Source organism: Modestobacter altitudinis, from assembly GCF_005930475.1.
GTDB lineage: Bacteria > Actinomycetota > Actinomycetes > Mycobacteriales > Geodermatophilaceae > Modestobacter > Modestobacter altitudinis.
On sequence record NZ_SJEW01000024.1, the window covers coordinates 35324 to 60369 of the forward strand.

Below are 25046 nucleotides of genomic sequence, written 5' to 3' on the forward strand. Positions count from 1 at the left end.
GTGTCGCCGTGAGAGGTCGGGGACGCTCATGCCCAGCCGCAGCGAGCCGCGCCCGCCGAACGGCATCGGGGCTGCTCCGCCTGGTCGACGTCGGACGACGGTCGACGCGGGTGGCACAGCGGGGACCCCCTCCCCCGGTGACCGGGACGGCAGCTGCCCGCCACGGAGCGACGGTGACCCGTCGGGACGGGCGCCGATCCTACGATGAGCTCGTGCCGCTCCAGCCCGCCCCCGACCTGCCGGCCGAGGCCGAGGTGGCCCGGCTGAGCCCGGCCGCCCGTTCCGCCCGGCTCGCCGGCGCCGCCCTGGTGCTGGCCCTGCTGCTCGTCGGCGCGGTGTGGGGCGATGACGACTCGTTCCCGTTCGGCCCGTTCCGGATGTACTCCACGCGCGCCGACCCGGACGCCGCCGTCGTCTCCACCCGGGTGGTGGGGCTGACCGCGGCCGGTGAGGAGGTCCGGCTGTCCGGTGGGCAGGTCGGTCTCCGCCGCGCCGAGTTCGAGGGCCAGCTGTCCCGGGTCGAGGCGCACCCGGAGCTGCTCGGCCTGCTGGCCGACTCCTACGCGACCAAGCACCCCGACGCGGAGGAGCTCGTGCAGGTGCAGGTGGTGCAGCGCCGCTTCGAGCTGTCCGACGGGCAGCCGACCGACGCGTACTCCGACACCGTCCTGGTCGGGTACGACCTCGAGGAGGGGCCGTGAGCGCCGCTGCGCAGGCCGGAACGGCGCCTGCGGCGCGGGCGACCCGGGCCACCACCCCGGAGACCGAGCCGGCCGTCCCGCTGACCCCGCGATGGTGGTTCCGGCCGGTGCCGCTGGCCCGCATCGCCGTGTTCCGGGTCATCGCCTACCTGTTCATCCCGATCGACGTCTTCGTGACCACCTCCTGGGTCCGGGCGCACGCCGAGGTCCCCACCGACTGGTACGCCCCGCTGCTCATCGGCCGGCTGCTGCACCTGCCCACCCCGACGCACACGGTCGTGCTGGTCGTGCAGTGGGCGCTGGTGGTCGCCGCCGTCGCAGCTGCCACCGGCCGGGCTCCCCGGCTGCTCGGGCTGGCCGTCTTCCTGCTCTACGCGGAGTGGATGGTCATCGCGATGAGCTACGGGAAGGTCGACCACGACCGGATCGCCTTCCTCGTCGCCCTCGCCCTCCTGCCGACGATCGGCCGGGCCCGGTTCCGGGACCGCCGCTCCTCCGAGGCAGCCGGTTTCGCCATGGCGGCGGTGCTCGTCGCGGTCATGCTCACCTACTTCCTGGCCGCCTGGGCGAAGATCCGCTTCGGCGGCTGGGACTGGCCGACCGGGGCGACCATCGCCCGCGCGGTGGTCCGCCGTGGCAGCGTCTTCTCCGACTGGACGCTGGACGTGCCCTACCTGCTCCCCGCCGTGCAGTGGGCCATGGTCTTCGGGGAGCTGGCCGCACCGCTGCTGCTGCTGGTGCGCACCGACCGGATGCGCGTCGGCCTGGTGCTCTTCCTGCTCAGCTTCCACGTGATCACCTTCCTGGGGCTGGGCATCGTCTTCCTCCCGCACTGCATCGCGATCCTGTCGATCGCCCCGTGGGAGCGGCTGCGCGGCGTGCGCCGGCGGATCACGCCGGCCCCGGCCCCGACTGCCGCGACGGGCTGATCCGGACCGAGCCGTGGTGGGCGCCGGCCCGGCGGCTCAGAGCAGGGAGCCGATGCGGGCGGCCATCTCCGCCTCGTGCTGCTGGTAGGCCGCAGCCACACCGGTGAGCAGCTGGCCCATGCCGGTGAGCGCCTCGCTGACCCCCTGGCTGGACAGCCGCCACTTCTCGTAGAGCTCGCTGAACCGGGCCGCTGCCTGGCTGTCGGTCCAGCCCTCGAGCACCGAGCTGTTGATGCCGGCGGACAGCGCGGCATGGCGGGCGGCCGTGTCCGCCGCCTCGCCCTGGCACTGCCCGGCCATCGTCTCCAGCGTGGCGATCTCGACCCTCATGGTTCCTCCTCCTAGTCCGGGGACCTCCCGGTCGGGGAGGACGCTAGGACCAGCGCCGCCGGGACCGCAGGCGTCGTCCACAGGCCGGCCCGCTGTCCACAGCTCCGGTCCGCGGCGCCCGTGCGGACGTCCCGCACGGCACCATCGCCGCGTGCCCGTCCCCTCCCCCCGAGGTCCCGACCCCGATCCGGTGTGCGATCGCAGCTGGACGCTGTGGTCCCCCGACGCGGCCGTCGACGTCGAGGTCCGGGCGCCGGAGGGCGGGGTGCTCGCCGACGTCCTGGACGCCATGAGCCGCGGTCTCGGCCTGCCGGAGGTCCGGCTGTGGGCCGGGTCGGTGGAGCTGCCGCCGCACACGCCTCTCGCCAGCCCGGTGCTGCGCCACGGCGCCGTCCTGGGGCTCGGCCGCCCCGGCCCGCGTGAGGCGTCCGGCGCCGGGTCCGGCGCCCTGGAACTGCACGTCGTCGGCGGGCCCGACGCCGGTCGCACCCTGCCGCTCGGACAGGGGCAACTGGTGCTCGGTCGCGGCGCCGGGTGCGGGCTCCCGATCGCCGATCCGGACGTGTCCCGCCGTCACGCCGTCGTCTCGGTGGCGGCCGGCCGGGTGACCGTGGCCGACCTCGGTTCGTCGAACGGGACGACGCTGTCCGACGGTGCGGCGCCGGCCGGACCGGTCGGCCCGCTCGGGCGGGAGTGGCCGGTCGAGGGCGTCCTGCGGCTCGGCTCCAGTGCGCTGCGGCTCACCGGTCCGCGCGGCGCGCCCCTCGAGCAGCTGACCACCGCAGGAGGGAGGCGGCTGCTCCGGCCGCTCAGCACGCCGCCCCGCACGCCGCGGACCGCGGTCGTCCGGCTCCCGAGCCCGCCCACCCGGGGCCCCCGGCGCCGGCTGGGCTGGGTGGCCGTCGCGTTGCCCGCGGTGGGCGGCCTGCTGATGGCGTGGCTGATGTCCGCGCCGCAGTTCCTCTTCTTCGCCCTGCTCGGCCCGCTGGTCGCGGTCGCCGGCTGGGCGTCCGACCGGGTCACCGGCCGCCGCACCCACCGCCGCGCCACGGCCGACCACGCCCTCGCCCAGGCGCTCGCCGACAGCCAGCTCGACGCCGCCGTCGGCGCGGACCTGACCGACCGGGACGACGACCAGCCGGACCCGGCGAGGTTGGCTGCTGCGGCGCGGCGCCGGTGCAGCCCGCTGTGGTCACGCTCGGCAGACCCGGACGGCCTCACGGTCCGGTTGGGCACCGGCACCGGCCCGACCGGCGTCGTCCGGGTCGACCCCGACGGCAGCTCGACCGCAGCGGTCGCCGAGCACGTGCCCGTCCCGCTGCCGCTGACCGGGACCGGGGGCCTGGGCATCGTGGGGCCCCGCGGACCGGTCCTCGGCATCGCCCGCTCGGTGCTCAGCCAGCTCGCCGTCCTCGCGTCGCCGGCGCAGGTGGACGTGGTGCTCGTCTGCCGTCCCGAGCGGGCGGCGGAGTGGGCGTGGGCGAGGTGGCTGCCGCACCTGCACACGGTGGCGCTCCCCGGTGACGAGGTACCGGCACGCCTCCTCGACCCCGCGGGGACGGCGGGAGCGGCGCCGTGCACGGTGGTGGTCCTGGACGGCCCGGTGGAGCCGCCCCTGGCCGAGGCCCTCGCCCGCGGGGCCGACCGGCTGGTCCGGCTGGACCTCGCCGGTTCGGAGGCGGCGCTGGCGTTGCCGGCAGCCGCGCGGCTGGAGGTGACCGGTGAGACGGGCACCAGCGGCACACTGCGCGCCCCCGGGCTGGACCAGGAGCGCGTGTTCGTCCTGGACGCGGTGAGCGAGGCCACCGCCGCCGGCATCGCCCGCGACCTCGCCGGGCTCACCGTCCCGGCGCCGGCCGGCGCGCTGCCGGCCGGCGCCCGGTTGCTCGACCTGCCCACCACCGGACTGGGACTGTCCGACGGGGGCGAGGCCGTGGGCACCTGGAGCCGCCACCGCGACCGGCTGCTCGCGGTCCTGGGGTCGACCGGACCGGAACCGCTCGGCATCGACGTGGTCTCCGACGGCCCACACGCGCTGGTCGCCGGGACCACCGGCTCGGGCAAGTCCGAGTTGCTGCAGACCCTCGTCGCCAGCCTGGCCCTGCACCACCCGCCGGACCGGTGCAGCTTCCTGCTGGTCGACTACAAGGGCGGGGCGGCCTTCGGCGAGGCGTCCGCGCTGCCGCACACCGTCGGCGTGCTCACCGACCTCGACCACCAGTCGACCGCCCGGGCCCTGCGGTCGCTGTCGGCTGAGCTGACCCGTCGCGAGCGGCTGCTCGCCCACCACCGCGCGCGCGACCTCGCCGACCTGCCGGACACGGTCACGGTCAGCCGGCTGGTCATCGTCGTCGACGAGTTCGCGACCCTGGCCGAAGAGCTCCCCGGCTTCGTCACCGGCCTGGTCGGCATCGCGCAGCGCGGCCGGTCGCTCGGGGTGCACCTGGTGCTGGCCACCCAGCGCCCCGCGGGCGTGCTCAGCCCGGAGATCCGGGCCAACACGTCCCTGCGGATCTGCCTGCGCACGACCGACGAGACCGATGCTCGGGACGTCCTGGGCAGCACCGTCGCCGCGCACCTGCCGGTCGACCGCCCGGGGCGGGCCTACCTGCGGACCGGCTCCGCGCCGCCGGTGCTCTTCCAGGTCGCCCGGGTGTCCGGCGGGCAGGTCGCGGGCAGCGCCGCGGTGACCGCCCGACGACGTCCCTGGCCGCCGGTGCCCGAGGTGCCCCCGCACGCACCGGCGGACCCCGGCGCGACCAGCGACCTGCGGCGGCTGGTCGGCGCGCTGGGCGACCGGGTGAGGTCCGCAGGGTTGCACCCGGTCGACCGCCCCTGGCTCCCGCCGCTGCCCGACCAGCTGGCGGCCACGGCCCTGGACCGGTGGGCGGCCGGCGGCCACCCGACCCAGCTGCGGATCGGCCTGCTCGACTTCCCCGACGCCCAGCTGCAGGCACCGCTCGAGCTGGACCTGGCCACGGCCGGCGGCTGGCTGGTGGTCGGCGGTCCCCGCAGCGGCCGGACGACGGCGCTGCGCACGGTGCTCGCCGAGGCGGTGCACCAGCTGCCACCGAGCCGGCTGCACGTGCACGTCCTGGACCACGGCGGCGGGGCCCTCGCCCGGGATGCCGCCGCCCTCCCGCACTGCGGCACCGCCGTCGGTCGGGACGACGCGCACCGGACCCTGCGGCTGCTGGCCCGGCTCGGTGCCGAGGTCGACCGCCGCCGGGTCGACGGCCCGGCGCCGGACGCGCCGCTGCTGCTGGTGCTCGTCGACGGCCACGAGAGCCTGGTGGCACAGCTGGAGGAGACCGAACCGGCCACCGGTGCCACCGGTCTGCTGCGCCTGGTGCGGGAGGGCGCCGCGGTGGGGGTCACCGTGCTGCTCACCGCGGACCGCGCCGTGCCCGGCAGCAGGCTGGCCGGCGCCGTCCGCAACCGGCTGGTCCTGCCGCTGCCCGATCGCGCCGACTACGCGGTGGCGGGGGTCCCGGCGCGGGCGGTCCCCGGCTCCCGTCCACCGGGCCGGGCCCTGGTCGGCGAGGACGCGGTAGAGGGTCAGGTGGCGCTGCCCCGGGAGCCGTGCACGCCGCTGTCCGAAGCGGCGCACGCCGGGTCGCCCGCCGCTCCCATCCGGGTCGCGGTGCTGCCGCCCGATCCCGAGCTGGCGCTCCCCGCCGTCGGCGACGTCTCCCCCGTCGGTGAGCTCTGGCTGCCGCTCGGCCCGGGTGGTGACGACGGCACGCCGCTGGGCATCGACCTGTGCCGGGCCGGTGGCCTGCTCGTCGTCGGCCCGCCCGGCAGTGGGCGCTCCAGCGCACTGCACGCGTTCGCCCGGCACTGCGCAGCCGCCGGCGCCCCGGTGGCGGAGCTGGGGCCGGCGCCCGGGTCCCACCCGGCCGCTGGAGGCACGCCCGTCCAGCTCGACCGTCGGGACGCAGAGGCGCTCCGGGCCTGGATCACCGGTCAGGACGGACGTCGGCCCGTGCTCGCCGTCGTCGACGACCTCGCGACGCTGCCGGAGCCGGTGGCCGACCTGCTGTCGACACCGCTCCCGCCGCCGGGCCTGCTGGTCGTGCTCGGGGCCGGCACCGCGGCGGAGCTGGGCGGGTCCTTCCGCGGTCCGGCGGTCGCCCTGCGCCGGCACCGGACAGCCCTGCTGCTGCGCCCCGCCGCGGGGGACGCCGAGCTGTTCGGGCTGCGCACCCCACGCAGCCCGCTGCCGCCGCGTCCCGGCGCCGGCTGGCTGGTGACACCGACCGCGGTCACCCGGGTCCAGGTCGCCCGGCATCGCCGGCCGGCCGGGTCGGCGTGAGCTGGGTCAGCGCACTGCCCCGGCCGCCGCGGGACCTCGACTCAGAGGAGCTCGAGCGCCGGGCCGATCTCCTGGGTGGCGTACCAGGCCAACTCGTGGCCCTCCGCCTGGTCGACGACGAACTGGGCGTCCTCGCTGCCCAGGTCGGCCTCCAGCACGACGTTCACCGCGGACCGGACGTCCTCCTCCGCCTCACCGACGTCGATGTGGGCACTCGCGACGTCGGCGAGCGCGACATCGGCCGTGGTGCGTGCCGCACCGGCGTCGGCGGCGTCGTCCTGGATCGGCGTGACCGAGGCGTCCGGGACGTCGGCCGCCAGCACGACCCGCCGGCGGGCCGCCGTCGGGTCGGCGTCCATGAGCCGCAGACTCGCCCGGGCCGCCGCGATCAGGGCGGCGTACTCGAGCTCCTCGTCACCGTCGCTGAGCTCGTAGAAGCTCCGCAGCTGCGGTGTGACCGTGAAGACCGTCAGCGGTCCCTCCAGTCGGCCCTGGTCGAGCAACCGCTGCAGCACGGTCGTCGTGGCCGGCAGGTACACGCGCACCCGGTTCGCCTCCCTCTGTCGTCGGACAGCGACCGTAACGTCGCCGGCCCGCCGATCTTCCCGGCCCGGGTCCGCGGCACCGCGCTCGACCGACGGCAGGTCGCGTGGTGCGAACACGGGGCGCGGGCGGCAGGGGTCCCCCCGTCAGGCCGCCAGCTCCACGAGGTAGGCGACCTCCTGCTCGATCAGGTCGGCGAGGGCGTCGACGTCGCTGATGCTGTCCCGGTCGGCGTTCAGGCTGACGTACACGGTGCCGTCGTAGCTGGTCATGCCGATGGCCAGCCCCTGGCCCCGCGCCAGCGGCACGACCGGGAACACCTCGAGCATCCGGGCGCCGCCGGCGTACAGCGGGACCTGCGGCCCCGGCACGTTGGTGACGACCAGGTTGAACAGCCGACGGGACAGGCCGCTGGCTGCCCGTGCGCCCAGGGCGTGCAGCGTCGGCGGCGCGAAGCCCGACAGGGCGCTCAGCGTGTCCGCACCCACCGACTTGCTGCTCGGGGCCAGACCGCGCATGGCGTAGCTGATCCGGGTCAGCCGCAAGCGGGGGTTGGGCTCACCCACGGGCAGGTCGACCAGGAAGGAGCGGACCTCGTTGGCGGCCGAGTCGTCCTCACCGCGGACCGACACCGGGACCAGGGCGCGCACCGAGGTGCTGCCCACCACCGGCTCACCGCGGGACAGCAGCCACTCCCGAAGCGCACCGGTCACCGAGGTGAGCAGGACGTCGTTGACCGTTCCGCCGTGCGCCTTGCGCACCGCCCGGAGGTCCTCGAGCGAGGCCCGGGCCACCGCCACCCGACGCTGCCGCCCGATCGGGGCGTTCAGCGGGCTCATCGGGGCCGGGGACACCGCCGTCCGGGCGAGCGCCGTGACCACCCCGCCGGCGACGCCGACCCAGCGGCCGGCCGTGGCCCGCAGGTCTCCCGCGGCAGTGCGGGCGGTGTCGAGCACCGTCGAGGGCCGCTTGAGGTAGTCCTCCCACGCCTCCCACACCAGAGCCGCCGGGCCGGGTGGCCGGCGCGGGCGCCACTCCTCGGCCGACTCCGGCAGGGACCGGACGGCGTCGGGTTCCGGATCGAGGATGACCTGACCGATGTCGATCGCGCCGAGGCCGTCGACCAGGGCGGGATGGGTCTTGGTCACCACGGCCGTGCGGTCGCCGGCGAGACCCTCGACGAGGTACATCTCCCACAGCGGGCGGCTGTGGTCCAGCGGTCGTGCGGTGAGCCGGGCGACCAGGTCCAGCAGCTGCTCCTCAGTGCCCGGGCGGGGCAGCGCGGAGCGGCGGACGTGGTAGGTGATGTCGAAGTCCGGGTCGTCGACCCAGGCCGGGTTGGCGAGGTGACCGGGCACCTCGACGACCTTCTGCCGGTACCGGGGCACCAGGGGCAGTCGGGTGCGCACCAGCTCGATCAGCGTCTCGTGGTCCAGACCGCCGTCGGGACGGTCCAGCACGATGACCCCGCCGACGTGCATCGGCGTGCCAGGTTCCTCCAGGTAGAGGAAGGAGGCATCCAGTGCGGTGAGTCGTTCGACCAACGTGACCTCCCTCACTGAGCGTCGTCACACGCTACGTCGGGGCGGCGGGGCCGCACACCCCGCCCCCTCCCCGGCCGGGTCAGCGGAGCCGGCGGGCCCGTCTGCCGGCCGGCTCCGGTACGCCGGCCAGCTCGGCGGCGAGCGACCGCAGCGCCGGGCGCAGTGCCGAGTGCGGAGCGACCTCGGCGAGCGTGCGCCCCGCGGCGAGCGCCGCATCGGTCGCCCTGCGGTCGGCCGGCAGGAAGGCCCGCACCTCCCGTCCGGTGAAGCGGCCGAGCGCCGCGGCGATCTCCTGCCGGGCGTCGCCGGGGACCGGCCCGCGGCGGACCTGGTTCACCACGACGACCGGCTCGACCTCGGGCAGCACGTCGCGGAGCTCGGCCAGCGCCCGGACCGTGCGCTGCAACGCAACCGGGTCGGCACCGCTGACGCAGACCACGTCGTCGGCGGACTCCAGCACCGTCAGCGTCGCCCCGTTGCGGCGCGGGGCCGCGGTGTCGAAGGAGAGCTCCTCGTCCTCCTCGACGGCGAAGGCGCAGTCCACGACGGTCAGCGCGGCCAGCCGACGGGCCTCCTCCAGCACCACCTCCACGGCGCGCGGTCGCAGCTCCGGCCACCGGTCGGCGCGAGCCAGCCCGGTGAGGACCCGCAGGTGCGGGTTCACCGACCAGGCCAACCGGGCCAGTGCCGCCCGGTCGAGCGTGCCGGCGGCCGCCTGCCGGGCCGCCGCCGCCACCCCGGGTGACTCGTCGAGCAGGCCCAGCACCTGGGCGACGACCCCGCCGTAGACGTCGGCGTCCACCAGCAGCGTCGACAGCTCCAGGCGGGCCGCCTCATCGGCCAGACCGACGGCGACGGTGGTGCGTCCCGGCGCGCCGGTCGGGCCCCAGACGGCCACCACCCGCCCAGGCCCGGCAGGTTCCGCCTCGGCCTCGGGCGGCAGACCGAGGGCGGGCAGCGCGGCGCGCGGGTCGGCGACGTCGTGACCGGCGGCCGGGACGCCGGTCACCGCCTCGCGCAGAGCCCGGGCGATCTGCTCGGGCTCGGCGTCGGCCGGCAGCACGCGGACCACGCCGAGCTGCCGCAGCCGGTCGGCTGCCCGGGTGTCACCGGGCTCCACCAGCCCCACGACGGCGACGCCTGCCGCGTGCAACCGGGCCACCGCGGAGCCGTCGAGCCGGCGCAGCTCCGCCGACAGCAGCGCGGCCTGGCCGGTGCCCGTCGTGGCGGCGGCCAGCAGCTCGGCGACGTCGACACACCGCCGGACGACGGTGACCCCGTGGTCCTCGCGGTCGAGCGCCCCGACCAGCTCGGACTCCCACGCCGCCCCGGTGACGGCGGTGAAGACCTGCAGCGCCATCAGCCGGTCGGTCCGGTCGGGCTGCTGCCCGTCGTGGACCCGGTCGGGCCGGCGCCCGCCGGGGCGGAGCCCGCGCCGTTCCCGGCGTCCACGGACTCCCGGACGACCACCACCAGCCCGCGGCCACCGATGGCCCCGAGCACGTCGGCGGCGTCCTCGCCCGCCACCGCGACGACGACCTGGACGGTGGTCGTCGCGGTGGAGAGCACCCCGTCGCCGCGACCGGTGACCGCCTGCACGGGGGCGGCGGACACCACCAGGTCGACGTCCCCACCGGTCTGAGCCGTGGCACCGACGGCGGGGTCCGCAACGGCGTACACGTCGACGACCTGCCCCCGGGTCAGACCGGGTGGGACGTAGCCCGCCTGGACCGGGAGGGCGAGCTGCACCAGGCCGGTCGCCTCCTCCAGCGCCGAGCGCGGGAGCAGCTCACCGGCCCGGACCGCCCGGCCCAGGACCCGGCCCTCGGGGCGCGTGCTGGTCGCCAGGTACTGCCCGGCGACGTCGTCCAGCCGTACCGACACCGCCACGAGGTCGTCCGCGTCGAGGACCGTGCCCGCGGCGAGGTCGCCGCCCGCCGACCAGACGGGGACCGTGGCGTCCGCGCCGGTGACCACCCGGGCACCCAGCAACACCGATCCCAGCACGAGGAGCACGCCGAGGACGAGCCGCAGGTCCAGCCAGCGGGGTGGGCGCACCCGCCGCGGCACCGGGCTCGGGGTCGCCTCGGTGCGGCCGGCGGGCGGTGCCGCGGTGGTCGCGCTCATCGGTCGGTCGCACCTCGCTCGATCTGTCCGCCACCGGCGTGCGGCGCACCGCCGGCCTCGCCCCGACCGGGCGCGGAAGGAGATCATGACCGAGGGACCTGCTGCTGCGCAGCCGTTGTCCACACCTTCGGGTGGACGGCGCGGCCCGCTGTCACCCGGCTGCCACACTGGCGGGCACCTTCGACGGGAGAACACCGACCCATGGCCACCCAGCGCTTCCTGACCCTCGACGACGTGGCGGAGATCCTCAACGTCTCGTGGTCGCAGGCCTACGCGCTGGTCCGTCGCAAGGAGCTGATCGCCATCCAGATCGGCGGGCGCGGTCAGTGGCGGGTCGAGAAGGACGAGCTGGAGCGGTTCATCCAGCAGAAGTACGCCGAGGCCCGGGCCACCACCGTGACCGAACCCGCGCCGGACGACGCCGAGGTCGACAGCCCGCACTGACCGGGCGCCGCTGACCCGGCGCCGGTGACGCAGCCGGTCGTCAGGGCCCGGCGGGCAACGACGTCCGCACGGCCACCACGGCCCGCACCGGCACGGCACGCACCGACGTCACCGCACCCCGGCGGCGCGGCTGGTCGAGCGGGTGCTCGGCGAGTTCCACGAAGTCCGCGCCGACCCGGTCGACGGTGCCGGCGAGCACCCCGCCGTCCTCGAGCAGACAGCTCACCGTCGCGCGGTCCCGGGCCAGCCCGCGCAGCGCTCGTCGCAGGTCCAGCCGCCGGGCCACCTCGCCGACGGGGACCGCCGCCGCGGTCACCGCCGCCAGACCCGCGACGGCACTCACCGCTCCCGCGGCCACGAGCACGTCCCGCCCCTGGCCGTCGACGAGCAGCAGCCAGTCAACGCCCACGTCGACCAGTCGGCCGGAGAGCTCGCCGGCACCCCGGCACCGCAGCGAGAGCTCCTGCCCGAGCGAACCCCGGAGCCGGTCGGCCAGCAGCACGCTGCCGTACTCGGCCCGCGCGCGGGACGACGCCTCGGCCAGCTCTGCGGCCGACTCCTCCTCCGCCGCCTGCGCCTCCAGATCGGCGAACAGCTGCTCCCAGCGCATGACGACGAGGCTAGCCGTCCACAGATGCATGCATTTGGTTGCGTTTGCTGTGGTTGGTGGTGTTTGGTCGTGCTCCGACACGCGAGGAGGACACATGACGTTCCGACGGTGGGCAGGCACGACGGCGCTGATGTGCGGCGTCGCCTGGGGGCTGTGGCTCGTCGGGCCGGGGCTGCCCGAGACGCGCGGCGCCCTGGCCGACCCGCAGGGGCTGGTCGACCGGGCCGGCCCCGACGCCCTCGTCCTGGTGTGCGTGCCGCTGCTGGCCTGGCTGTGCTGGGCGTGGGGCGCGCTGGGACTCCTGCTGACCGCGGTGTCGACCGTGCCGGGCTGGGCCGGCCGGCTCGCCGGCCTGCTGCTGGCCGGTGTGCTGCCGGCCGGTGCCCGCCGGGCTGCCGCCGTCGCGCTCGGGATCGGGTTGAGCACCGCCGCCCCCGTCCTGCTCCCGCCCTCCGCGCTCCCCTCGCTCATGGCCACCGCCGCCGCAGCCGACCAGCTCGGCAGCGGCCTCGAGTCGGTGGTCCTCGACTGGCCGACCGCGACGACGCAGCCGGCCGTCCCGGACTGGCCCGGGGTCCCGTCCGCCGTCCCCGACCGGCCGGAGATCGGCGCGGAGGAGCACGTCGTCCTGCGCGGGGACTGCCTGTGGGACATCGCGGCCGACTGGTTGCAGCACCGGCAGCCGGACAGCGAACCGACCGACGCCGACGTCCGGGAGGCCACCGGGGCGTGGTGGCAGGTCAACGCCGCGGTCATCGGCCCCGATCCCGACCGCCTGCTGCCCGGACAGGTCCTCCGGCCCCCGGGCTGAGGCCGACGCCACCGTCCCCGACCATCCGCTGTCGAACGTCCAGGAGAACCCGCATGACCGCCCCCACGCAGCCCGCCGGCACCCGGCAGGACAGCACGCCCGCCCCGACCGCGCCGCGCCCCCGGCTGCACCTGGTCGTCGTCCCGACACCCGGACCGGCCCTGCAGGACGATCGGGCGCCGGTCCGCCTGCTGGTGCCCGGTCGCCGCGCACGCCGCCTCCCGCCGCCGCCCGGGCCACGACCCCGCCTCGACCAGCCCGTCGCCACCGAGGCCATGGACTTCGGGCCGACCTGGTCGCGCCGCAGTGAGCTGCCCGACCCCCAGGCGGTGGGGCGGCGCCTGGTCACGCTGGCCCTCGAGTCCTTCGCGGGTCGTCGCCCGGTCACCCAGCTGAAGCCGTTGGTGAGCCCCGGGCTGTTCACCGCGCTCAGCGAGCGGCGCCGCCCGCGCTGGTGCAGCGAGGGGACCGCACCCCTGCTGGTCAGCTCCGTGCGCGTGTGCGAGCCGGTGGACGGCGTCGCGGAGGTCAGCGCCGTGGTGCGGCGGGGCGCCCGCGCGCACGCCGTGGCCGCCCGGCTGGAGGGGATCGACGGCCGCTGGCGGTGCACGGCGCTGCAGATCGGCTGAAGAAGGCCCCGGAGCGCCGAACACCCCGCCGACCGGGTGGTCGACGGGGCGTCCCGGCCCGGCTGCAAGGGCCCGCCGCGAGCTCGCGAGTGGTGGGGGGCAGCCGGGTCCTCCTACTTGTTCAGTGGCCTGCGGCGCCGTGGCACTGCTTGAACTTCTTGCCGCTGCCACAGGGGCAGGGGGCGTTGCGCGGGGTCTCCTTGGTGCCGGTGACCGTCGCGGACTTGGCGGCCTTGGCCCGGCCGCTGTCCTTGGCGGAGGCGTCCAGGCTGGGGGCGCTGTAGCTCAGCGCCGTCTGCTTCGGCGCCTCCAGCCCCTTCACCGCCAGCTCCGGGCCCGTCCCGGTGCCCGCGGGCTCCGGGGCCACCTCCGGTGCAGCCGGTGCAGCCGTCGCCGTCGCCGGCCTGCCGGTGCGCCGGGCTGAACCCGTCGTCGTCCCGCTGCCGTTCGGCGACGGGACGACCGCCGGGGCGGTGGCCGGTGCGGCCCCGTTGCCGGCGGACGGCGCCGCCGGAGCCGCCGGAGCCGCCGGAGCCGCCGGAGCCGCCCGAGCCGCCGGAGCCGCCGGAGCCGCCGGAGCCGCCGGAGCCTCGGTCGCGGCAGCCGTCTGGGCGGCCGCGACTCTCGCGGCGGCGGCGTGCGCCGCCGCCTGACGGGCCAGCACCGCCTGGGTGCCGGCCTGCGCCCGGACCAGCGCCTCGGCCTCTGCCTTCGCCTGCTTCTCGGCGGCCTCGGCCTCCTGCTGCTCCTTGGTCTTCACCTCGAGGTTGAACAGGAAGCCGACGGACTCCTCCTTGATGCCGTCGAGCATCGCGTTGAACATGTCGTAGCCCTCGCGCTGGTACTCCACGACCGGGTCGCGGTTGGCCATCGCGCGCAGGTGGATGCCGGCCCGCAGGTAGTCCATCTCGTACAGGTGCTCGCGCCACTTGCGGTCCAGCACCGAGAGCAGCACCCGCCGCTCGAGCTCACGCATGACCTCCGCGCCCAGCGTCTCCTCGCGGGTGTCGTAGGCCGCGTGCACGTCGGCGAGCAGCTCGTCCTTCAGCACGTCGGCGGTGAGCGCCGACTGGTCACCGTCGGCCACCCGGTCGAGCATCTCCTGCTGGTCCAGGCCCACCGGGTAGAGCGCCTTGAGCCCGGTCCACAACAGCTCGAGGTCCCAGTCCTCGGCGTAGCCGGTCTCGGTCGCGCCGTTGACGTAGGCGGCGACGACGTCGTCGACCATCGCGCGGACCTGCACGTGCAGGTCCTCGCCGTCGAGCACCTTGCGGCGCTCGTCGTAGATGACGGTGCGCTGCCGGTTGAGCACCTCGTCGTACTTCAGGACGTCCTTGCGGACCTCGAAGTTCTGCTGCTCGACCTGGGTCTGCGCGGAGCGGATCGCCCGGCTGACCATCTTGGACTCGATCGGCTGGTCGTCGGGCACCCGCAGCGTGGTCATCATCGACTCGAGCATCGGGCCGTTGAAGCGCCGCATCAGGTCATCGCCGAGGGACAGGTAGAAGCGCGACTCCCCCGGGTCACCCTGGCGACCCGACCGGCCACGCAGCTGGTTGTCGATGCGCCGGCTCTCGTGCCGCTCGGTGCCCAGCACGTACAGCCCGCCGGCCTCGGTCACCTGGTCGTGCTCGGCCTTGACCTGCGCCTTGGCCGCCGCGACCGCATCGTCCCAGGCAGCCTCGTACTCCTCCGGCGTCTCCGCCGGTGACAACCCCTGGGCGCGCAGCGTCTCGTCGGCGATGAACTCGGCGTTGCCGCCGAGCTGGATGTCGGTACCGCGGCCGGCCATGTTGGTGGCCACCGTGACCCCGCCCAGCCGGCCGGCCATGGCGATGATCGACGCCTCCCGCGCGTGGTTCTTCGCGTTCAGCACCTCGTGCGGGATGCCCCGCTTGAGCAGGTACTTCGCCAGCACCTCTGACTTCTCGACGCTCGCGGTGCCCACCAGCACCGGCTGCCCGGCCTCGTGCCGCTCGGCGATGTCGTCGACGACCGCGTCGAACTTCGCCTTCTCCGTCTTGTAGATGACGTCGGCGCGGTCCTCGCGGACCATCGGCCGGTTCGTCGGGATCGGGACGACGCCGAGGGAGTAGGTCTGGGAGAGCTCGGCGGCCTCGGTCTGGGCCGTGCCGGTCATCCCGGAGAGCTTCTCGTAGAGCCGGAAGTAGTTCTGCAGCGTGATCGTGGCGAGGGTCTGGTTCTCGTCCTTGATCTCCACGCGCTCCTTGGCCTCGATGGCCTGGTGCATGCCCTCGTTGTAGCGGCGGCCGGCCAGCACGCGGCCGGTGAACTCGTCGACGATGAGGACCTCGCCACCTGTGACGATGTACTGCTGGTCCTTCTTGAACAGCTCCTTGGCCTTCAGGGCGTTGTTCAGGTAGCTGATCAGCGGGGTGTTGGCGGCCTCGTAGAGGTTCTCGATGCCGAGCTGGTCCTCGACGAACTCGACACCCTCCTCGGTGATCGCGACCGTCCGCTTGGACTCCTCGACCTCGTAGTGCCGGTCGCGCTTCATCAGCGGGGCGATGCGGGCGAACTCGCCGTACCACCGGGCACTGGACTCGGCCGGCCCGCTGATGATCAGCGGGGTGCGAGCCTCGTCGATGAGGATCGAGTCGACCTCGTCCACGATGGCGAACGCATGACCGCGCTGCACGAGGTCGCCGTTGCTCCAGGCCATGTTGTCGCGCAGGTAGTCGAAGCCGAACTCGTTGTTCGTGCCGTGCGTGATGTCCGCCAGGTATTGCTCGCGGCGCTGGTCGGGCCGCTGGCCGGAGACGATCGTGCCGATCGACAGACCGAGGAAGCGCTGCACCCGGCCCATCCACTCGGCGTCGCGCTGGGCGAGGTAGTCGTTGGTGGTCACCACGTGCACGCCGTCGCCGCTCAACGCGTTGAGGTAGGCCGGCAGCACACCGGTCAGCGTCTTGCCCTCACCGGTCTTCATCTCGGCGATGTTGCCCAGGTGGAGCGCGGCACCGCCCATCAGCTGCACCCGGTAGTGCCGCTGACCCAGCGTGCGGGTCGAGGCCTCCCGGACGACGGCGAACGCCTCGGGGAGCAGCTGGTCGAGGGTCTCCCCGTCGCCGTAGCGCTCCTTGAACTCGTCGGTCTTCGCGCGCAGCTCGGCATCGGTCAGGTCGGTGACGTCGACTTCGAGGGCCTCGACCGCGTCGGCGATCTTCGACAGCCGACGGACGATCTTGCCCTCACCGGCACGCAGGATCTTCTGGAACACCACGACCCCAGCGTAGGCGGCCCGGCTCGGAAGCGGTCCCGGCGCGGCCGACGGTCGTACCCGGATCGGCGCCTCCGTACCCTCCGCGGACGTGTCCTCCCCCACCAGTCCCACGTTCGGGCCCGGCCTGACGGCGTTCTTCACCGAGCGGCACCTGGCGACCCTGACCACGCTGCGCGCCGACGGCAGCCCGCACGTCGTCCCGGTCGGGGTCACCGTCGACCCCGCCACCGGCACCGCGCGGGTGATCACCTCCGGCACCTCGGCGAAGGTCCGGCACGTGCGGGCCGGCCAGTCCCGGGTGGCGGTCTGCCAGGTCGACGGGCGGTGCTGGGCCACGCTGGAGGGGACGGCGGTGGTCCGTGACGACGCCGACGCGGTGGCCGACGCCGAGGACCGGTACGCCCGGCGCTACCAGCGTCCGCGGGTCAACCCGGCGCGGGTGGTGCTGGAGATCTCGGTGGACCGGGTGCTGGGCAACGCGGAACGCTGGCGGGCTCCCGAGCAGGAGGAGGGCCCGGCGTGAGCGGCATGGACCTGAGCGGCATCGACCTGACCACCGAGGTGGTGCGCAGCGAGCGGCTGGTGCTGCGCCCGTTCACCACCGACGACGTGGAGGCCGTGTTCGCCGGCTGCCAGGACCCCGAGGTGCAGCGCTGGATCAACATCCCGGTGCCGTACACCCGGGAGCACGCGCACAGCTACGTCGCCGAGGAGGCCCCGGCCGAACGGCTCGCCGGCACCGGGACCGACCTGGCTGTCGAGGCCGACGGTGTGGTGGTGGGCTCCACCGGCGTGCACCGGATCGGCCAGCACCCGATGGGACCCGAGATCGGCTACTGGATCGCCCCGGCGGGCCGTGGGAAGGGCTACGCGGCGGAGCTCACCCACGCGCTGGCCGAGTGGGCGCTGGGGCTGGGGGCGCACCGGGTGTACCTCGTCGCCGACGTCCGGAACGCCGGGTCGCAGCAGGTGGCCCGCCGGGCCGGCTTCGCCCAGGAGGGCGTGCTGCGCTCGTACCTCGCCTACCGGGACGGCAGCCGTGGCGACGCCGCGCTGTTCTCCCGGCTGCCCGGCGACTGACGCGAGCGGGAGCATCGACCGAGGCCTGCGAAGCGGACCGCTCGCGGAAGCCGCCGCGGTGACACGGACGACTGACGTGCGGCGAGCCGCCCCCCGCGGCGCGGAGGACGGCTCGCCGGTGCCAGGTCGCTGTCGTCGGTCAGACGGCCGCGGGCTGTCGCTCCCCCGCCGCACCGGCCATCGCGATCGCGGCGGCCGACGCGGCCCCGTCCCCGGGATCGACCGGGGTGCCGAGGCGGATCAGGCCGTAGTCGAAGGCGTGCCGTCGGTAGACCACCGACGGCTGGCCGGTGTCGGCGCAGAGGAACATGAAGAAGTCGTGGCCGACCAGCTCCATCTCGTAGAGGGCCTGGTCGACGGTCATCGGCGTGGCGGGGTGGACCTTCTCCCGGACGATCCGCCCGGGCAGGTGCTCGTCCAGGTCGGTGACCAGGGGCGAGTCGGGCGAGCCGGAGTCCCCGGCCAGCGCGGGTTCCGGGGCACTGCTCGCCCCGGCGGTCGTGTCGTCGTCGAGCAGCACCGGCGCGACGGGCTCGGCGGCGGGAGCTGCATCGATCCGCACACTCGGCGGGGTGTGCCGGCCGTGGTGCACCCGGCGGCGGTCGTTCGCCCGCCGCATCCGGTTCTCCAGCTTCCCCGCCGCCAGTTCCAGCGCGGCGTAGAAGTCGGGCGCGCAGGCCTCCGCACGCGCCACGGGCCCCTTGCCGCGGAGCGTGATCTCCACGCGCTGGCAGTTGGCCGCCTGTCGAGGGTTCTTCTCGTGCAACAGCTCGACGTCGATGCGGATGACCTTGCTGTCGAAGCGTTCGAGCTGGCCGACCTTGTCCTCCACATGGGTGCGGAAGTGCTCGGGCACCTCGACGTTTCGACCTCGGACCACGATCTCCATGAGACCTCCCGGTTGAGCGGGTCGTGATCCAGCCGACGCTAGACGCCTTGGTGGAGTCCCGACAGTGGAAGCACGTCATCGCAGGTCCACCTCCTGTTCACGCACGGTGAACGCGCCGGGGAGGGCGGCCGGCTCCCTGCTCCGGACCTGCCGTGGGGTGGCCGCGACGACGGCCGCCAGCACCAGGGACTCCCCGGCCGCCCGCAGTGCCCGGGCGGCCTCGGTCAGGGTCGCGCCACTGGTGACCACGTCGTCCACCAGCACCAGCCGGGCCCCGGGCGCACCGGGCCGCGCGCGGTAGCGGCCGGCCAGGTTGGCCCGGCGCTGGGCGGCGTCCAGCCCGGCCGAGTCACGCACCCGGCGGCCGCCGACCCGGGCCAGCAGCGGCGCGGGGCGGGCCGGCACCCCCGCGGCCCGCAGCTCCGCTCCGGCCACGTCGGCGAGCTCCCGCACGTGGTCCCGGCCGCGGCGACGCACCGCCGCCGCGGAGCTGGGCACCGGCACCAGCAGGACCGGGCCGCTCCCGGCCTCCGAGACGCCGAGCAGCACCGCGGCGACGGCCAGCCCGAGCGCCGTCCCGAGCGGACCGGCCAGCTCGGCCCGCCCGTGCTCCTTGAACGCGATCACCGCCGGCTGCACCGGACCGGCGTAGGCGCCGGCCGCCACGGTCGGCGGGAAGCCCGGCGGGTGGCGGCGCGGCTGGGCCAGCCGGGGCCGGGTCAGCAGGGTGCGGCACCGCCGGCACAGGACGGCGCCCGGCAGCGCACAGCCGGCGCAGGTGCGCGGCAGCACCAGGTCGGCCAGCGCCCGTCCGCCGGCCCACAGGACCGCCGGGGGCTGGTACCGCACGGCGTCCATGCTGCCCGCCCCGGCGGCCGCGGCCGACGTCCCGGCCGCACCCGGGGACGGGTGAGCCGGCTGGGGACGACGACCGGCGGCCCGCCGGTCACATCGGGTAGAAGGGAGCCGTCCCGGGGAGCGGCTCCTGGCCGCGCACCAGCGTCACCCAGTTGCCGCCGGCGAGGGTCCACATCGTGCCGTTGGCGCTCACCAGCGGCTGCCGGCCCGGTGCCGCGGCCACCGCGGTGGGCTGACCGGGCAGGCCCGAGGTGGTGTTGGTGGACAGCTCCCAGCCGTCGACCCCGACGGTGTAGGGCACGGTGCGCTCGGTGCTCGGGTCACCGGCCAGCACCATGAGCAGCCCCGCGTTCCGCCAGGCCACGTCCACGACCTGCTCCACGGTGGGTGCCACCGAGCGGAGGTCCCGGACGCTCACCGCGTCGTCGTCGCGGACGACGGTGCCGACGTAGACCTGCCCGCCCTGGGCGCCCTGGATGACCACGGCCGCGCGGACGCCGTCCGGGGAGAGCTGGAACGCCGTCGCCCGGCCGAGGCCGGCCATGGTGGTGGCGCTGACCGACTGGGCGGAGCCGCCGGAGGGCAGCCGCACCACGTCGGTGCCGTTGCGGACCGTCCACACCTCGGAGCGGGTACCCGCCACCGTCGGGTCGGTGAAGCCCGCCCCGGACAGGACCGGGGTGAGGTCCCCGCCGTAGGTGCCGGCGAGCAGGGTGGCCGGGTCACCCGCGGGCGACACCACCGCCGACACCCCGGCCATGAAGCCCAACTGGTTGGTGCGGGCGTCGACGGTCACCGCGGCGGAGACCAGCCCGTACCCGCCGGCACCGGCCGGCCCGGGCGGTGCGCTCCCGTCGCTGGCCAGCCGGAGCCCGCCACCGGTGAGGTAGTGGCCGACCGCGCCGATCGGGGCGACGTCGGGGTCCAGGGCCACCCAGTCCGCGGTGCTCTGCGCCTCCGGGACGTCGGGCAGGTCGAGGTCCTGCCCGTCGCGCAGCACCCGGACGGTGTTGAGGCCCACCTGCGACAGCGACCAGGTCAGCTGCGCCGAGGCGGCCGCCAGGGTGGCGTCGGAGACCTCGGCGGGGAAGCTCAGGTCGACCGTCGCCATCGTCTCGGTGACGCTGACCGTGCTGCGCAGCTGGGCGCCGGCCAGCGGGTTCACCACGCCGGCGGCGAGCAGCGGCGAGGCCCCCTCCAGCAGCCGGGTGACCAGCGTGTTGGGCTGCGCCTCGCCGCTGACCAGGTAGCGCGGGTCGGGGACCACCCGGGTCCCGGTGGGGTCCAGGAAGTAGGCGTCGACCTGCTCGTAGGTGCGCGCGAAGTCCGGTTCCAGCAGCAGCAGCCCGTCGGGCGGGTCGGTGATCCGCCACTCGCCGGAGTCGTCGGACAGCGTGAAGGTGCGGGTGTAGACCGACCCGGTGCCCACGATGAACACGCCGCGCTCGTCGACGGTGCCGACCAGCGTGCCGGTGACCACCACGGTGCCCGGCTGGGACTGCACGGGGGCGTAGTCCTGGCTGATCACCGTCACACCGTCGCTGTCGGACCAGTTCAGAGCGGCGTCGCCGGCCAGGTACTGACGGGCGACCGGGTGGCGGCGCACGGCGCTGGCGCTGGCGTCGATGAAGCCGCGGACGACCTCCTCCGGCGCCGCTCCGGCCTCCGGCGCCAGCGGCTCGAGGCGGACAGCGTCGTCGCTGGGCTGGGCGACCTGGGTGATCTTGACGGTGGCCGACTCGGTGGGCACGGTCGTGCAGCCGGCGAGCAGCGCGACCAGCGCCAGCGCGAGGACCGCGACGGCAGGGGCGCGGCGCGGGGACCGGCTCATGTCCGCGGCCCGAGGAACGGCGGCCGCAGCGGCAGCGGCGAGCTGGTCAGCTCGCCGCCGGCAGTCATCGGGAGGGTCAGCCGGAACTGGGCGCCCTGACCGGGCAGCCCCCAGACCTGCAGCCAGCCGCCGTGCAGGCGGGCGTCCTCGAGGCTGATCGACAGGCCCAGCCCGCTGCCGCCGACCGAGCGGACCCGCGCCGGGTCGGCCCGCCAGAAGCGGTCGAAGACGTGCTGGGCATCGGCCGGGGTCAGCCCGATGCCGTGGTCGCGCACGGTGAGCGCCGCCGCGGTGCTCGAGGCGGCGAGGGTGATCTGCACCGGCTTGCCGGCGCCGTGCTCGATGGCGTTGCCGACCAGGTTGCGCAGCACCCGCTCGACCCGCCGTCCGTCGACCTCGGCGATCACCGACGACGGCGGGACGGTCACCTGCAGCTCGCAGTCGTGCCGCTGCGCCAGCGCGGTCATCCCCTCGACCACCCGTTCCACCACGGGCACGAGGTCCCGCGGCTCGGGCTCGAGGGTGGCGGCCCCGGCGTCGTACCGGCTGATCTCCAGCAGGTCGGACAGCAGGCCCTCGAAACGGTCCAGCTCGTCGCGCAGCAGCTCCGCGGAGCGGGCGACCGCGGGATCGAAGTCCTCCCGCGCCTCGTGCAGCACGGCCGCGGCCATCTGCACGGTGGTGAGCGGGGTGCGCAGCTCGTGGGAGACGTCGGAGGTGAACCGCTGCTGCAGCTGGGAGAGCCCCTCGAGCTGGGTGATCTGCTTCTGCAGGCTGTCGGCCATGGCGTTGAAGCTGCTGGCCAGCCGGGCCAGGTCGTCCTCGCCGCGGACGACGAGCCGTTCCTCGAGGTTCCCGTCGGCCAGCCGCTGGGCGCTGCCGGCCGCCCGGCGCACCGGGTCGACCACCAGCCGGGTCACCAGCACGCCGATGCCGGCGACGAACAGCGTCAGCACGGCGCAGGTGATCAGGACGGTGCTGCGGATCCCCTCGAGGCTCTGCTGCTCCTGCTCCAGCGGGAAGGCGAAGTACACCTCGACCCGGTCGCCGCCCTGCCCCTCGGTGGGCACGGGGGCGCCGACCAGCAGGGTGGGCACCGGGTCGCCGGTGGAATCGGGCACGAGGGCGTACCGGTAGGCCTGGGAGCCCTCGGCCACCTCGGCGCGCAGGTCGGCGGGGATCGAGGGCCAGACGTCGCGCCGGCTGGCGGCCGGCCGTTCCTCGTCGCCGGAGAGGTAGACCATCACCACGTCGAAGTCACCGGCCGCGCCGCCCCGGGACTTCAAGTTGCTGACCGTGCGGAACAGCGTGGTCCGGATGCTGGCCGAGTCGCTGGTGGCGATGCCGCTGACCTCGGACTGGGCGTACTGGACACCGGACAACGACTGGTCCACCGCCGCGTCCAGCTTTCCCTTGAGCAGCTGGTCGCTGATCTGACGGAAGAGCACCAGGCTGACGATCACCACCAGCACGCCGGCGACCAGCATGGTGATCGCGCCGACGCGGAGCTGCAGCGAGGAACGCCACGCGTGCAGCCCCCGGCGGACCGCCCGCGCGGTCCAGACCACCGCCCGCCGCCGGCCGCGGCGCAGCCGCCGGCGGAGACCGGTCTGCAGCTGGGACCGGGACCGACGGGCCCGGTCCGGCGTCCTCCCCGCGGGCGGGGGCACCCGGGGACCCTCAGGTGCGCCGGCCTGGTCGACCGGCGGCGGTCCGGTCGTGGTGCTCACGACCGGACGGACCGCCCGCTCACGGGGGGCCGGCCTTGTAGCCGACGCCGCGCACCGTCAGCACGACCTCGGGCTTCTCCGGGTCGCGCTCGACCTTCGCGCGCAGCCGCTGCACGTGCACGTTGACCAGCCGGGTGTCCGCGGCGTGCCGGTAGCCCCACACCTGCTCGAGCAGCAGCTCGCGGGTGAACACCTGCCGGGGCTTGCGCGCCAGCGCGACCAGCAGGTCGAACTCCAGCGGGGTGAGGCCGATCGGCACGCCGTCCCGGGTCACCTGGTGCGCCGGGACGTCGATCTGCACGTCGCCGATGGCCAGGCTCTCCGCCTGCCCGTTCTCGCCGCGACGCAGCTGGGCGCGCACCCGGGCGACGAGCTCGACCGGCTTGAACGGCTTGGTGACGTAGTCGTCGGCGCCGGCCTCCAGCCCCTGGACGACGTCGATCGTGTCGCCCTTGGCGGTGAGCATCACGATCGGCACAGTCGACTGGGTGCGGATGTCGGCGCAGATCTGCAGCCCGTTGCGGCCGGGCAGCATCAGGTCCAGCAGCACCAGGTCCGGCCGCAGCTGCTGGAAGGTCGCCACCGCCCGGGCCCCGTCGGAGACGAAGGCCGGTTCATAGCCCTCTCGGCGCAGCACGATGCCCAGCATCTCGGCGAGGGCGGCGTCGTCGTCGACGACGAGGACACGGCCGCGGCTGGCGCCCTGACTGGGTGCGGAAGGTGGCACGCCGCCATTGTGCGCGATCACGGCCGCATGACGGTCCACCCCGCCCGGGGAATCCCCCGAGCGGGGCAGGTGAGGGGCTGGAACGGCCCCCTTGCAAGGCCCCGCCGTCGGCCACCCTTCAGGGGCCCGCGCCGAGCGTGCGAGGCGTGGGGGGAAGGGTGGTCCTTTCTCAGTAGCGGTAGTGGTCGCTCTTGTACGGGCCCTCGACCGGGACGCCGAGGTAGTCGGCCTGCACCTTGGTCAGCTCGGTGAGCTTGACGCCGAGCGCGTCCAGGTGGAGCCGCGCCACGTGCTCGTCGAGCTTCTTCGGGAGCACGGTGACGCCGGGGGTCTGCCCCTCGTAGGCGGCCCGGTTGTTCCACAGCTCGATCTGGGCGAGCGTCTGGTTGGAGAACGACGCGCTCATCACGAAGCTGGGGTGCCCGGTCGCATTGCCCAGGTTCAGCAGCCGGCCCTCGGAGAGCACGATGATCGTGTGGCCGTCGGCGAACCGCCACTCGTCGACCTGCGGCTTGATGGTGGTCCTCGTGACGCCGGGGGTGCGCGCCAGGCCGGCCATGTCGATCTCGTTGTCGAAGTGGCCGATGTTGCCGATGATCGCCTGGTGCTTGGTCGAGGCCAGCTGCTCGGCGGAGATGATGTCCTTGTTGCCGGTGGCGGTGATGATGATGTCGGCCTTGCCGATCACCTCGTCGAGGGTGGTCACCTCGTAGCCGTGCATCGCCGCCTGCAGGGCGTTGATCGGGTCGATCTCGGTGACGATGACCCGGGCGCCCTGGCCGCGCAGCGAGTCCGCGCTGCCCTTGCCGACGTCGCCGTAGCCGCAGACGACGGCGACCTTGCCGCCGATCATCACGTCGGTGCCGCGGTTGATGCCGTCGACGAGGGAGTGCCGGACGCCGTAGAGGTTGTCGAACTTGCTCTTGGTGACCGAGTCGTTGACGTTGATCGCCGGGAACAGCAGCCGGCCGTCCCGCGCGAGCTCGTAGAGCCGCAGGACGCCGGTCGTGGTCTCCTCGGTGACGCCCTTGATGCCCTGGCCGATCCGGGTCCAGCGCTGCGGGTCCTCACCCAGGTTGTCGCGCAGCACGTCGAGGATGACCCCGTACTCCTCGGAGTCGGCGTCGGTGGTGTCCGGGACGACCCCGTCGGCCTCGAAGCGGGTGCCCAGGTGCACCAGCAGGGTGGCGTCGCCGCCGTCGTCGAGCAGCATGTTGGGGCCGATCACGTCGCCGTCGGCATCGGTGAACTCGAACAGCCGCTGGGTGCACCACCAGTACTCGGGCAGCGTCTCGCCCTTCCAGGCGAAGACCGGCACGCCGGTGGGCTCCTCGGGGGTGCCGTCGCCCACGACGATCGCCGCGGCGGCGTGGTCCTGGGTGGAGAAGATGTTGCAGCTCACCCAGCGGACGTCGGCGCCCAGCGCCGTCAGCGTCTCGATGAGGACGGCGGTCTGCACGGTCATGTGCAGCGAGCCGGCGATGCGGGCGCCGGCGAGCGGCTGCGCGTCCCCGTACTCCTCGCGCAGCGCCATCAGACCGGGCATCTCGTGCTCGGCGAGGGAGATCTCCTTGCGGCCGAAGCCGGCCAGGGAGAGGTCAGCGACCTTGAAGTCGCCGTCGGTCAGTACGCGGGTGCCAGTGCTGGCGGTCATGTCGCTCCAGTGTCCGGCCCGGCCCGGATGGGCGGGCGCTGTCGGTCGCT

General features: G+C 75.0%; 21 protein-coding genes. 8 read left to right on the forward strand and 13 right to left on the reverse strand.

From position 1 onward, the window contains the following. Positions 1-212 precede the first annotated feature (212 nt). Positions 213-701 (forward strand): hypothetical protein, encoded by a 489-nt coding sequence (locus FHL79_RS11160; protein WP_138758671.1) that lies wholly within the window; start codon positions 213-215, stop codon positions 699-701. Further along, complete coding sequence (locus FHL79_RS11165; protein ID WP_138758672.1) at positions 698-1630, forward strand: HTTM domain-containing protein; 933 nt, start codon at positions 698-700, stop codon at positions 1628-1630. Before FHL79_RS11160 ends, FHL79_RS11165 begins: the two co-directional genes overlap by 4 nt. 36 nt (positions 1631-1666) lie before the next feature. On the opposite strand, the gene FHL79_RS11170 is transcribed toward FHL79_RS11165, so the two are convergent. Further along, positions 1667-1960 carry a WXG100 family type VII secretion target gene (locus FHL79_RS11170; RefSeq protein WP_138758673.1) on the reverse strand — a complete coding sequence of 98 codons (294 nt, stop codon included), beginning with the start codon at positions 1958-1960 and terminating at the stop codon, positions 1667-1669. 151 nt (positions 1961-2111) lie between these two features. On the opposite strand from FHL79_RS11170, the gene FHL79_RS11175 reads away from it, so the two are divergent. Further along, positions 2112-6275 (forward strand): type VII secretion EssC family protein, encoded by a 4164-nt coding sequence (locus tag FHL79_RS11175; RefSeq protein ID WP_171058116.1) that lies wholly within the window; start codon positions 2112-2114, stop codon positions 6273-6275. Positions 6276-6316: 41 nt separating this feature from the next. Here the strand turns inward: FHL79_RS11175 and FHL79_RS11180 are convergent, their stop codons facing one another. The 4 genes from FHL79_RS11180 to FHL79_RS11195 form a co-directional block, all read right to left on the reverse strand. Then, positions 6317-6820, reverse strand: a complete 504-nt coding sequence (locus tag FHL79_RS11180; protein ID WP_138758675.1) for a DUF6912 family protein — start codon at positions 6818-6820, stop codon at positions 6317-6319. A gap of 144 nt (positions 6821-6964) precedes the next feature. Then, entirely contained in the window at positions 6965-8362 is a 1398-nt protein-coding gene (locus FHL79_RS11185) for a WS/DGAT/MGAT family O-acyltransferase (protein WP_138758676.1), read from the reverse strand. A gap of 79 nt (positions 8363-8441) precedes the next feature. Beyond that, entirely contained in the window at positions 8442-9722 is a 1281-nt protein-coding gene (locus tag FHL79_RS11190) for a CpaE/TadZ family protein (protein WP_138758677.1), read from the reverse strand. Further along, positions 9722-10489, reverse strand: a complete 768-nt coding sequence (locus tag FHL79_RS11195; RefSeq protein ID WP_138758678.1) for an SAF domain-containing protein — start codon at positions 10487-10489, stop codon at positions 9722-9724. Before FHL79_RS11195 ends, FHL79_RS11190 begins: the two co-directional genes overlap by 1 nt. A gap of 201 nt (positions 10490-10690) precedes the next feature. Between FHL79_RS11195 and FHL79_RS11200 the strand changes: the two genes are divergently transcribed. Continuing rightward, positions 10691-10933, forward strand: a complete 243-nt coding sequence (locus FHL79_RS11200; RefSeq protein ID WP_138758679.1) for a helix-turn-helix domain-containing protein — start codon at positions 10691-10693, stop codon at positions 10931-10933. A 40-nt stretch (positions 10934-10973) separates the two neighbouring features. Here the strand turns inward: FHL79_RS11200 and FHL79_RS11205 are convergent, their stop codons facing one another. Then, the gene (locus FHL79_RS11205; RefSeq protein ID WP_138758680.1) at positions 10974-11543 is read right to left on the reverse strand and encodes a hypothetical protein; all 570 of its coding nucleotides are present in this window, start codon (positions 11541-11543) and stop codon (positions 10974-10976) included. 94 nt (positions 11544-11637) lie between these two features. On the opposite strand from FHL79_RS11205, the gene FHL79_RS11210 reads away from it, so the two are divergent. Then, entirely contained in the window at positions 11638-12354 is a 717-nt protein-coding gene (locus tag FHL79_RS11210) for a LysM peptidoglycan-binding domain-containing protein (RefSeq protein ID WP_138758681.1), read from the forward strand. A 53-nt stretch (positions 12355-12407) separates the two neighbouring features. Continuing rightward, the gene (locus tag FHL79_RS11215) at positions 12408-12983 is read left to right on the forward strand and encodes an Rv3235 family protein (protein ID WP_138758682.1); all 576 of its coding nucleotides are present in this window, start codon (positions 12408-12410) and stop codon (positions 12981-12983) included. A gap of 121 nt (positions 12984-13104) precedes the next feature. Here FHL79_RS11215 and secA read toward each other — a convergent pair whose 3' ends face one another. Continuing rightward, entirely contained in the window at positions 13105-16227 is a 3123-nt protein-coding gene (gene secA, locus FHL79_RS11220) for a preprotein translocase subunit SecA (protein WP_138758683.1), read from the reverse strand. Between the two features lie 88 nt (positions 16228-16315). On the opposite strand from secA, the gene FHL79_RS11225 reads away from it, so the two are divergent. After that, positions 16316-16750: a TIGR03618 family F420-dependent PPOX class oxidoreductase gene (locus FHL79_RS11225; protein WP_138758684.1), complete on the forward strand. Its 435-nt coding sequence runs from the start codon at positions 16316-16318 to the stop codon at positions 16748-16750. A gap of 5 nt (positions 16751-16755) precedes the next feature. Continuing rightward, positions 16756-17307, forward strand: a complete 552-nt coding sequence (locus FHL79_RS11230; protein ID WP_246080650.1) for a GNAT family N-acetyltransferase — start codon at positions 16756-16758, stop codon at positions 17305-17307. A gap of 139 nt (positions 17308-17446) precedes the next feature. Here FHL79_RS11230 and hpf read toward each other — a convergent pair whose 3' ends face one another. The 6 genes from hpf to ahcY all read right to left on the reverse strand — a co-directional run bounded on the left by hpf (position 17447) and on the right by ahcY (position 24996). After that, positions 17447-18196: a ribosome hibernation-promoting factor, HPF/YfiA family gene (gene hpf / locus FHL79_RS11235; RefSeq protein WP_138758686.1), complete on the reverse strand. Its 750-nt coding sequence runs from the start codon at positions 18194-18196 to the stop codon at positions 17447-17449. 75 nt (positions 18197-18271) lie between these two features. Further along, the gene (locus FHL79_RS11240) at positions 18272-19054 is read right to left on the reverse strand and encodes a ComF family protein (RefSeq protein ID WP_138758687.1); all 783 of its coding nucleotides are present in this window, start codon (positions 19052-19054) and stop codon (positions 18272-18274) included. A gap of 88 nt (positions 19055-19142) precedes the next feature. After that, entirely contained in the window at positions 19143-20885 is a 1743-nt protein-coding gene (locus tag FHL79_RS11245) for an LpqB family beta-propeller domain-containing protein (RefSeq protein ID WP_138758688.1), read from the reverse strand. Continuing rightward, complete coding sequence (mtrB, locus tag FHL79_RS11250) at positions 20882-22615, reverse strand: MtrAB system histidine kinase MtrB (RefSeq protein WP_138758689.1); 1734 nt, start codon at positions 22613-22615, stop codon at positions 20882-20884. The genes FHL79_RS11245 and mtrB overlap by 4 nt, the downstream gene beginning before the upstream one ends. Before the next feature lie 19 nt (positions 22616-22634). Beyond that, positions 22635-23342, reverse strand: a complete 708-nt coding sequence (mtrA, locus tag FHL79_RS11255) for an MtrAB system response regulator MtrA (RefSeq protein WP_138758690.1) — start codon at positions 23340-23342, stop codon at positions 22635-22637. Between the two features lie 169 nt (positions 23343-23511). Beyond that, a complete protein-coding gene (ahcY, locus tag FHL79_RS11260) occupies positions 23512-24996 on the reverse strand; it encodes an adenosylhomocysteinase (RefSeq protein WP_138758691.1) in 1485 nt (494 codons plus the stop codon). Positions 24997-25046 lie beyond the last annotated feature (50 nt).